General features: G+C 64.5%; 9 protein-coding genes. 8 read left to right on the plus strand and 1 reads right to left on the minus strand.

What is annotated here, in order from left to right; genetic code table 11:
- Positions 1-1,097 precede the first annotated feature (1,097 nt).
- The 6 genes from VK804_RS28070 to VK804_RS28095 all read left to right on the plus strand — a co-directional run bounded on the left by VK804_RS28070 (position 1,098) and on the right by VK804_RS28095 (position 7,936).
- Entirely contained in the window at positions 1,098-3,146 is a 2,049-nt protein-coding gene (locus VK804_RS28070) for an elongation factor G (protein WP_325376293.1), read from the plus strand.
- A 233-nt stretch (positions 3,147-3,379) separates the two neighbouring features.
- Positions 3,380-3,646, plus strand: coding sequence for a helix-turn-helix transcriptional regulator (locus VK804_RS28075; protein ID WP_325376295.1), 267 nt, complete (start codon positions 3,380-3,382; stop codon positions 3,644-3,646).
- A gap of 56 nt (positions 3,647-3,702) precedes the next feature.
- On the plus strand, positions 3,703-5,451 hold the full coding sequence (locus VK804_RS28080; RefSeq protein ID WP_325376297.1) for a SulP family inorganic anion transporter: 1,749 nt from the start codon (positions 3,703-3,705) through the stop codon (positions 5,449-5,451).
- Positions 5,452-5,593: 142 nt separating this feature from the next.
- Complete coding sequence (locus VK804_RS28085) at positions 5,594-6,433, plus strand: shikimate dehydrogenase (RefSeq protein WP_325376299.1); 840 nt, start codon at positions 5,594-5,596, stop codon at positions 6,431-6,433.
- Positions 6,434-6,601: 168 nt separating this feature from the next.
- On the plus strand, positions 6,602-7,228 hold the full coding sequence (locus tag VK804_RS28090) for a hypothetical protein (protein WP_325376301.1): 627 nt from the start codon (positions 6,602-6,604) through the stop codon (positions 7,226-7,228).
- 90 nt (positions 7,229-7,318) lie between these two features.
- Positions 7,319-7,936, plus strand: a complete 618-nt coding sequence (locus VK804_RS28095; RefSeq protein ID WP_414642857.1) for a hypothetical protein — start codon at positions 7,319-7,321, stop codon at positions 7,934-7,936.
- A gap of 141 nt (positions 7,937-8,077) precedes the next feature.
- Here VK804_RS28095 and VK804_RS28100 read toward each other — a convergent pair whose 3' ends face one another.
- Entirely contained in the window at positions 8,078-9,214 is a 1,137-nt protein-coding gene (locus tag VK804_RS28100; RefSeq protein ID WP_325376305.1) for an alpha-hydroxy acid oxidase, read from the minus strand.
- A 155-nt stretch (positions 9,215-9,369) separates the two neighbouring features.
- Between VK804_RS28100 and VK804_RS28105 the strand changes: the two genes are divergently transcribed.
- The gene (locus VK804_RS28105) at positions 9,370-9,582 is read left to right on the plus strand and encodes a hypothetical protein (RefSeq protein WP_325376311.1); all 213 of its coding nucleotides are present in this window, start codon (positions 9,370-9,372) and stop codon (positions 9,580-9,582) included.
- 152 nt (positions 9,583-9,734) lie between these two features.
- The coding region (locus VK804_RS28110) for a hypothetical protein (protein ID WP_325376309.1) at positions 9,735-9,854 on the plus strand (120 nt) is incomplete at its 3' end.

Raw genomic sequence — 9,854 nt, forward strand, 5'->3', positions numbered from 1 at the left:
CCAAAGCGGACGTCCGCCAAGTGTCTCGTTCATGATTTCAGTTCCTCACCAACTGAACAGCTTAGCAGTTGCCTACGACGGGTTTCGAAGCGCCCAACCATCCTGCGGGCGCTTCGCACCCATCCTTCCTCATCCCTGCCTGCGACAAATTAACCCGACGGGCAAAATCTCCCTTTCGCCGTCGGGCAAATCACTTTTACGATTCACGCCATCTTGTCCTCTTAGGAAGGGGCGTTGGCCATCGTCACCGAACGTTGGGATGGGATGCGGTGGACGCGGCGGCATCGTGCGCGCAATGGGGATTGCAGGGCGGGATAAACTCCGTGAGCGATCGCCGGACACGCTGACGAGCGGTGCCGAAGCGTACGGTAAAGTCGTGTGGTCCTGACGCCTCAGAGGTCGGCGTCAAGTCTTTCGAAGGCGAAGGCCCAACCGGGCCCAAGTGCCGGTTTCCGGGAGGCGACGGAGGCAAGAAAGCCCGATACCCGGGGTGAGCGCGATATAAGCCGTAAAGCCCATTGCGCAGGGAATGTCGGATGTTCTCCCGCTGCCCTGTATGCTCGTGTGCGATTTTCTTTCTACCCTTCACACGGGACCGCGGGTGCAGCGCGCATCCGGCATTCCCTGCTCCCTCCTGTTTGAGGGACAACGAAACGCAAAACTCGGGCAAGCTCATGCCGCGAGATCGCATTCGTGTATCTGCTGTTTGAAATCAATTGGAACTCTCGCAGCGTCATTGCGAGCGTAGCGAAGCAATCCATGCCACCCAGCAAAGAAAGAATGGATTGCTTCGCTGCGCTCGCAATGACGGCCGGTGGCACGCCGTGACGACGCAGCATTTTCCTCTCGTGCCCCGGATGCAGCGCAGCAACGGGTGCCGGGAGTCGGGGTCCATTCTACTTTGCATGGGGTTGTTTTCGCGATTTTTTGTTTCGCGCCTTTGGCGCCCGCAATGACGGCCGATGGGTGGGGCGCCGGCCTCCGCACCTCACAATGCACCGCAGCGACGTTTTTCCGGCTTGCCAAATCGCCAGAGGAGGGGGAGCATCAGGCCCGCCGACCCAATCATGGGCCGAGCTCCAGCCAAGGAGGCGGCAATGGGACAGGACGTCAGAAGTCCCCGCGGTCCACGGTGCATTGCACTGGTGGGCCCTTTCCAAAGCGGTAAAACCACACTTCTAGAAGCGATATTGGCGCGCACCGGCGCCATCCCGCGCGCCGGCAGCGTCGATGCCGGAACCTCGGTCGGCGATTCCAGTCCCGAGGCCCGCCATCACAAGATGGGTACCGGCCTTTCCGCCGCGACCACGACTTTCATGGGCGACAGCTACACCTTTATCGATTGTCCCGGCTCGGTCGAGTTCGCGCACGACATGCGCGCGGCGCTGCCGGCGGTCGACGCCGCGGTGGTGGTCTGCGAGGCCGACGAGAAGAAGCTGCCGCAGCTCCAGATCATCCTGCGCGAGCTCGAGGATCTCGGCATTCCGCGCTTTCTGTTTCTCAACAAGATCGACCGCGCCAGCAAGCGCATCCGCGAGACGCTCGCGACCTTGCAGCCGGCGTCGCGGATTCCGCTGGTGTTGCGGCAGATTCCGATCTGGAACGGCGATTTGATCGCGGGCTTCGTCGATCTGGCGCTGGAACGCGCCTTCGTCTACCGTGAACACAAGGCTTCCGAAGTCATCGCGCTGGAAGGCGGCGATCTCGACCGCGAGAAGGAAGCCCGCTTCTCGATGCTGGAAAAGCTCGCCGACCATGACGATGCGCTGATGGAGCAACTGCTCGAGGACATCGCGCCGCCGCGGGACGCGGTATTCGACGACCTCGCGCGCGAACTGCGTGAGGGACTGATCTGCCCGGTGCTGCTCGGCTCGGCCCTGCGCGAAAACGGCGTGCTGCGGCTGATGAAGGCGCTGCGGCATGAATCGCCCGGCGTAGTCGATACCGCCAAGCGGCTCGGCGCGCCCTCGGGCAAGGACGCGCTCGCCTACGTCTTCAAGACCGTGCATTTGCAGCACGGCGGCAAGCTGTCGCTGGCGCGCGTGCTTTCAGGCCGCCTCGACGACGGCGCGACGCTGCAGGCCTCATCGGGCGAGAGCGGCCGGGTGTCCGGCATCACCAATGCCAACTGCGCCCATGACGCGAAGCGTGCGTCCGCCGAGGCCGGCGACACGGTCGCGCTCGGCAAGCTCGACACCGTCAAGACCGGCGATACCCTGTCGAGCGGCAAGACCGCGCCGAAAGCTCTCGTCAGTATCGAACCCTCGCCTGCGGTGCTGGCGACGGCGCTTGCGGCAAGCGACCGCAAGGACGACGTCAAGCTCGGTCAGGCCCTGCTGCGGCTGAACGAGGAGGATCCCTCGCTGACCATGATCCAGAATCCGCTCACCCACGACATCGTGCTGTGGGGACAGGGCGAGATGCATCTGCGGGTGGCGCTGGAGCGGCTCAGCGACCGTTTCGGCGTCAATGTCAAATCGCATCCGCCGGCGATCGGCTATCAGGAGACGATCCGCAAATCGGCGACCCAGCGCGGCCGGCACAAGAAGCAGTCCGGCGGCCACGGCCAGTTCGGCGACGTCGTGCTGGAGATCACACCGCTGCCGCGCGGAAGCGGCTTCGTGTTCCATGAGAAGGTGGTCGGCGGCGCGGTGCCGCGCAACTATATCGGCGCGGTCGAAGAGGGCGTGGTCGACGGGCTGTTGCGCGGGCCGCTCGGCTTTCCCGTCATCGACGTGCAGGTGACGCTGACCGACGGCTCCTATCACAGCGTGGATTCCTCCGACCTCGCCTTCCGCACCGCGGCGCGGATCGGCGTCTCCGAAGCGCTGCCGCAGTGCCAGCCGGTACTGCTGGAGCCGATCCATGTGGTCGAGATCGTCTGCCCGACGGAAGCCACCGCCAAGATCAACGCCATCCTGTCGGGACGGCGCGGGCAAATTCTCGGCTTCGACACCCGCGAGGGCTGGCCGGGCTGGGACCGCGTCCGCGCCATGATGCCGGAGGCCGAGATCGGCGAATTGATCGTGGAACTGCGCTCGGCCACCGCCGGCGCCGGCAGTTTCACCCGTCAGTTCGACCGCATGGCCGAAGTCACCGGACGTGCCGCCGACCAGATCATCGCAGCGCACCGCGTCGCGGCGTAAGCGACGGTGGTCCGCTCCCTCGCCCCGCTCTTGCGGGGAGAGGGTGGGGTGAGGGGCTCTGTCCCCGGGTGACAATGCCAAATCCAATAGCGTGCCTCGCCCCTCACCCGCCGCGCGAAGCGCGGCGACCTCTCCCCGCGCAGATGCGAGTTCGTGCTTGCCACATGATGTTTTTTACATCATTGTAAGTGGATGGGATATCATTTATCATTCTCTATATACAGAATGGCGACGTGATCACGTCCTTCCAAATGAGAGCGGCACGGGCGTTGCTGGGCATCGACCAGCGGACGCTGGCCGAACTGGCGGGGGTTTCATTGCCGACGATCCAACGGATGGAAGCGAGCGTCGGCACCGTTCGCGGCGTCGTCGAATCCTTGACCCGGGTGGTCGATGCGTTGAATGGCGCCGGTGTCGAACTGATCGGCGAGCACGCGCGCAGCGATGACGGCGGACGCGGTGTGCGATTGAGAGAGCCGGGTCCGCCGCGCCGGATCTGACAGAGTAGCGGCGTCGCGACGGCGATCTCGCGGCCTGATACGGGAGCATCGTGGCAATGAGCATCGCGGGCCAGCGAACGCATCGAACTCATCGACCGACCTTTGCCGAATTGTACGCGCCCAAGCTGATCACTGTGCTTCGCGAAGGCTACCATTTCGCGGACTTTCGCGCCGACGTGGTCTCCGGCCTGACGGTGGCGATCGTGGCGCTGCCACTGTCGATGGCGATCGCGATCGCGTCGGGAGTGACCCCGGATCGCGGGCTTTATACGGCCGTGGTCGGCGGCTTCATCGTCTCGCTGCTCGGCGGCAGCCGGTTCCAGATCGGCGGGCCCGCCGGCGCATTCATCGTAGTGGTGGCGCTGACCGCCGAACGCCAAGGCGTCGACGGCGTGATCCTGGCCACCGCGATGGCCGGCGTGTTTCTGATTGCCGCGGGCCTGCTGCGGCTCGGCACCTACATCAAGTTCATTCCCTATCCGGTGACGGTGGGATTCACCGCCGGGATCGCCGTCATTATCTTCGCCAGCCAGCTCAGGGACCTCCTCGGCATCACGCTGACCGTGAAAGAGCCGGGCGAATTTGTTCCGAAGCTGGAGGTGCTGGCGCACTCGCTGCACACCGCCAACCTCTCGGCGGTCGCGGTGGCCGCCGTCAGCATCGCCATCATCGTCGTGCTCAAAAGGCTGCGGCCGCACTGGCCTGGCATTCTGATCGCGGTCGTGGTCGCCGCACTCGCCAGTTGGGCGCTGGCGCTGCCGCTGGAAACCATCGGCACCCGCTTCGGCGGCATTCCCCGGGAACTGCCGTGGCCGGCATGGCCGGTGTTCTCGCTGGAGAAGGCGCAAGCGGTGCTGCCCGACGCGATCTCCTTTGCATTGCTTGGCGCCATCGAATCCCTGCTGTCGGCCGTGGTGGCCGATGGCATGACCGGCCGCAGGCATCGCTCCAATTGCGAACTGGTGGCGCAGGGGTTTGCCAATATCGGATCGGCGTTGTTCGGCGGCATCTGCGTCACCGGCACCATCGCGCGAACCGCGACCAATGTCCGCGCCGGCGCGCGCAGCCCGATCTCCGGGATGCTGCATTCGGTGTTCCTGCTGCTGTTCATGCTGATCGCAGCGCCGCTGGCGAGCTACATTCCGCTCGCCGCGCTGGCAGCGGTGCTGGTGGTTGTCGCCTGGAACATGGCTGAAAAGCAGGAGTTCGCGACCCTGATCCGCTCCTCGCGCGGCGATGCCACCGTGCTGCTCGCGACTTTCCTGCTGACGATCTTTCGCAATCTCACCGAAGGCATCGTGGTCGGCTTCGCTCTCGGCGCGGTGCTGTTCATCAACCGCATGGCGCAGATGACGGGCATCGAGTCCGAAACTCCGTTGGCGACTGTCGACCGGGCCGACGACGACGGCGATCGCGTGCCCTACGATGTCAGCCTTGCCGCCGACCCGGACGTACTGGTGTACCGGATCACCGGCGCGTTCTTCTTCGGCGCGGCATCGACGGTGGGGACGGTGCTCGACAGCATCGCCGACACGCGCAAGGCGTTCGTGGTCGATTTCGCGGCGGTGCCGTTTCTGGATTCCACCGCGGCCAATGCCATGAGCCGGGTCGCGGCCAAGGCGAAGCGGCAGAACATCCGTCTCTTCATCACCGGCGCGTCGCCGACGGTGCGCCGCGTGCTGCTGACCCACGGGGTCATTCCGCCGCGCGCCCGATATCGCGAAACCATCGCGCGGGCAATCGCCGATATCAGGGGGCATCGCGAACAACCGGCCGTCGTGCCGGACGATTTCGCCGCGGGCTAGCCTGGCGCTGAGCGGGATAACAGCGTTCTTGACACCGTCCGGCAGAAGATAAATTGATCGTCCCGGCCCGAAATAGTCGCCGGAGGACGGCGTCGCTACCGCTCGCCTACGCCCGGCCATGACGGAGGAGATGGTTTCCAACATGGCGGAGACAAAAGCCCGCGCCGCATGCCTGATCGGATGGCCGGCGGCGCATTCGCGCTCGCCGCTGATCCATCATTATTGGCTCAAGACGCTCGGCATCGAGGGCGGCTACAATATCGAGGCGGTGCCGCCGGAAGGTTTTGCGGAATTCGTGCTGCATCTGAAGGCCCATGGCTTCGTCGGCGCCAACGTCACCCGTCCGCACAAGGAGCATGCGCTGGCGCTGTCGAAGCCGGATGCGCGCGCGCGTGCCGTCGGCGCCGCCAATACGCTGTGGTATGAGGACGGCGAACTGCGCTCGACCAACACGGACATCGAAGGTTTTGTCGACAATCTCGACGCCTGCGTGCCGGGCTGGGATGAAGCGACCGAAGCGCTGGTGCTGGGCGCCGGTGGAGCGTCGCGCGCAGTGGTGTTCGGACTGATCGAGCGCGGCATCAAGCGCGTGCATCTGGCCAACCGCACCCTCGAGCGTGCCGGAGCGCTCGCGGATCGATTCGGCGCCAACGTTTTGCCAGTGGCCTGGGATGCCGTTGCAGATCTGCTGCCGCGAGCAAAATTGCTCGTCAACACGACCTCGCTCGGCATGCACGGCCAGCCCCCGCTCGATCTCGACACCGGCTTGCTGCCGTCACATGCCGTTGTCGCGGATCTGGTTTATGTGCCGCTGCAAACCCCTCTGCTGGCCGCGGCGCGGGCACGGGGATTGAAGACCGCCGACGGACTTGGCATGCTGCTGCACCAGGCGGTGCGCGGGTTCGAATTGTGGTTCGGTGAAAGGCCCACGGTTACGCCGGAGCTGCGCGCGCTGGTCGAGGCCGATCTCACACGCGCGTGATTCGCCAAAGTGTGAGCGGTTTGGCGAAAAGATCACGCGCTCACTAATAATTGGCGCGCGATCGGACGCAAAACCGCATACACTCTTGCTGATCGCGCGCCGTTGAGAGACGGAATACCCGGGAAGCCCCGGGGTCCTGCTAGGATCATATCAGCCGGAGACCATTTCATGCCCATCCACCGTTCAACGTTCGCGCGTCCCCTTGTCGCCATCGCCGTCGTTGCCGCATCGTGCATCGCGGCGCTCGCCCAGCAGCCGCCGACGCCGTCGCGGGTGCGCGGCACCATCGAGGCCGTCGACGGCGACATGCTCGCGGTCAAGTCGCGCAGCGGCGAGGATTTCAAGCTGCATATGGCGAGCGACATGAAGCTGGTCGGGATCGTCAAGATATCGCTGTCCGACATCAAGGTCGGCTCCTTCGTCGGCGCCACCACGGTGCCGGGACCGGACGGCAGCAACAACGCCGTCGAAGTGCATGTGTTTCCGGAGGACATGCGCGGCACCGGCGAGGGATCGCGGCCGTTCGACCTGCGGCCCAACTCGACCATGACCAACGCCACGGTGGCCGAGAGCGTCGCCGGCAATGACGGCCATACGCTTTTGGTCAAATACAAGGACGGCGAGAAGAAGGTCGTGGTGTCGCCGGATACCCCGGTCGTGACCTATGTACCCACCGAAAAGTCCGAACTGAAGCCCGGCGCCAAGATCATCGCCTTCTTCAAGAAGCTGCCGGATGGCTCCTATGAGGCCACCCGGATCAGCGTCGGTCTCAACGGGCTGACCCCGCCCATGTGACTTGCGCGCCATTTGGCCGGCGGAATAGCCCGGCAATGGCGGGGTTCTGTCTTTGACCGCAAACCGCCCTGGGAGGGAAAATCCATGCCGATGTCTTCGTTTCTACCGCGTGCGCTGGCTTCGCTGGCGATCTTGTCCGTTCTGGGAACGACGGCCTTCGCCCAGCCGGCACCGACGGTACGCATCCGCGGCACCATCGAAGCCGTCGACGGCCCCATGCTCTCGATCAAGTCGCGCGAGGGCACCGACATGAAGGTGCGCATGACCGACAATGTGGTGGTGGTCGGCATCGCCAAGAGCGAGCTTTCCAACATCAAGGAGGGTTCCTATATCGGCGTCTCGGCGATGCCCGAGCCCGACGGCACCCAGAAGGCGCTCGCCGTCCATATCTTCCCCGAGGCCCAACGCGGCGCGGCGGAAGGTTTCAGGCCCTGGGATCTGCGTCCCAACTCGACCATGACCAATGCCACCGTCGCCGAGACGGTCGCCAGCACCGACGGCCAGAACATCATGGTCAAGTACAAGGACGGCGAGAAGAAAGTCGTGGTGCCGCCGGGAACGCCGATCGTCGCGTTCGTCACCGGCGACAAGGCCGAACTGAAGCCGGGCGCCAAGATCATCATCTTCGGCGCCACCAAGAAGGACGACGGCTCGCTCGAAGCCGGCCGCGTCGGCGTCGGCCTCGACGGCATCACGCCGCCGATGTGAGGGCTGCTTCCGCGGACAGAACGTCATCCTGAGGAGCCGCGCCCCTGGCGCGGCGTCTCGAAGGATGGCCGCGGGCACCTGTGCCTGTCATCCTTCGAGGCTCGCCGAAGAGGCTCGCACCTCAGGATGACGACGAGAGATTCACACCGCAATCACATGGTCGTCGATTTCGGCGATTCTGTTGACGCCGCACAGGCCCATGGTGACGCTGAGTTCCTTGGCGATCAGGTCGATCGCCTTGGCAACACCTTCGCCGCCGAACGCGCCGAGGCCGTGGATATAGGCGCGGCCGATCATGCAGGATTTGGCGCCGAGCGCGAGCGCACGCATCACGTCCTGGCCGGAGCGGATGCCGCCGTCGAACATGATCTCCATCTGCGAGCCGATGGCGTCGACGATCTCCGGCAGCGCCTCGATCGATGACGGCGCGCCGTCGAGCTGGCGGCCGCCATGGTTAGAGACCACCAGCGCCTGCGCGCCGGTCTTCACCGCTTCCTCGGCATCCTCGACGTCGAGAATGCCCTTCAGCACCAGCTTGCCCGGCCAGATGCTGCGGATCCATTCGACATCCTTCCAGTTCAGCGTGGTGTCGAATTGCGTGGAGATCCAGGTCCCCAGCGCGGTGATGTCGTCGGTACCCTTGAGATGGCCGACCAGATTGCCGAAGGTGCGGCGCTTGCCGCGCAGCACCGAGGCGACCCAGGCCGGCTTGGTGGCGAAATCGAAAAATTTCGACATCGTCCATTCCGGCGGCACCGTCATGCCGTTCTTGATGTCGGCATGACGCTGCCCGATCACCTGCAGGTCGACGGTCAGCACCAGCGCGCTGCATTTGGCCGCGATCGCGCGCTCGATCAGCTCCTTGATGAAGCCGCGGTCCTTCATGACGTAGAGCTGGAACCAGAACGGCTTGTCGACGGCCGCCGCCACGTCCTCGATGGAACAGATCGACATGGTCGATAACGTGTATGGGATGCCCGCCGCCTGCGCGGCGCGACACGCCAGAATCTCGCCGTCGCCGTGCTGCATGCCGGTCAGCCCGACCGGCGCCAGCGCCAGTGGCAGCGCCACTGGCTCGCCAAGGATCGTGGTTTTGGTGCTGCGATCGGCGACGTTATGCAGGATGCGCTGACGCAGCGTGATGCGTTCGAGATCGGCGCGGTTGGCGCGCAGCGTTTGCTCGGCATACGAACCGGATTCGCAGTAATCGACGAAGGCCCGCGGGACCTTGCGATGATAGGTCTGCCGCAGGTCCTCGATGCAGGTCATGGTTTTCATGGCGTGCGGGGTCCCAGCTCTCACCCGCCTTTGATAGCACAAAGGGCCGCTCCGCTTGGGCACCCGGGACGGAACCACGGCCCCTGCCGGGGGTTATTGCCTCAAGCAAGCAGGACATTCGCCCTGCAGCCGGCGGCAATAATGGGAAAACGACGATGATGGACAGGTATCGATCGCTCCGATCCGACCATGACGACTTCGATGGCGATCTGGGCGATGACACCAAGTATCGCCGGGAATTGGACGCCGACCGCAAGAAGAAGCTCGACGAGGCGCTAGACGTGGGGTTGGAGGAGACCTTTCCTGGTTCCGACCCGGTCTCCGTCACCCAGCCGCCGCACAGTCCGTACGATAAACCCAAACGCTAGGCCTCGCTTGCCGCTGATATCGCTTCGCTTTCGCCTGTTTTATGGTGAACGAGGCGTTAGTTCCACCGGTAAGAATGTCGAATATTTTTTGAAGCGGACGACAGGCAGAACGGGTTAATATCCGCGCCGGGGAGAGGCATGGGGCCCCGTCAATGGTTCGCAAATATTTCGGCACCGATGGCATTCGCGGCCTCGCCAACGGCGTGATCACGCCGGAACTGGCGCTCAAAGTGGGCCAGGCGGCGGGGCTCACCTTCCGGCGTGGCGACCAT

This window comes from Bradyrhizobium sp. (genome assembly GCF_035484855.1).
Classification (GTDB): Bacteria; Pseudomonadota; Alphaproteobacteria; order Rhizobiales; family Xanthobacteraceae; genus Bradyrhizobium.

Bases quoted from the DNA above. Each gene is read 5' to 3' on its own strand.
- VK804_RS28070 (WP_325376293.1), top strand. From the start codon at position 1,098: ATGGGACAGGACGTCAGAAGTCCCCGCGGTCCACGGTGCATTGCACTG.
- VK804_RS28080 (WP_325376297.1), top strand. From the start codon at position 3,703: ATGAGCATCGCGGGCCAGCGAACGCATCGAACTCATCGACCGACCTTT.
- VK804_RS28085 (WP_325376299.1), top strand. From the start codon at position 5,594: ATGGCGGAGACAAAAGCCCGCGCCGCATGCCTGATCGGATGGCCGGCG.
- VK804_RS28090 (WP_325376301.1), top strand. From the start codon at position 6,602: ATGCCCATCCACCGTTCAACGTTCGCGCGTCCCCTTGTCGCCATCGCC.
- VK804_RS28095 (WP_414642857.1), top strand. From the start codon at position 7,319: ATGTCTTCGTTTCTACCGCGTGCGCTGGCTTCGCTGGCGATCTTGTCC.
- VK804_RS28100 (WP_325376305.1), bottom strand. From the start codon at position 9,214: ATGAAAACCATGACCTGCATCGAGGACCTGCGGCAGACCTATCATCGC.
- VK804_RS28105 (WP_325376311.1), top strand. From the start codon at position 9,370: ATGATGGACAGGTATCGATCGCTCCGATCCGACCATGACGACTTCGAT.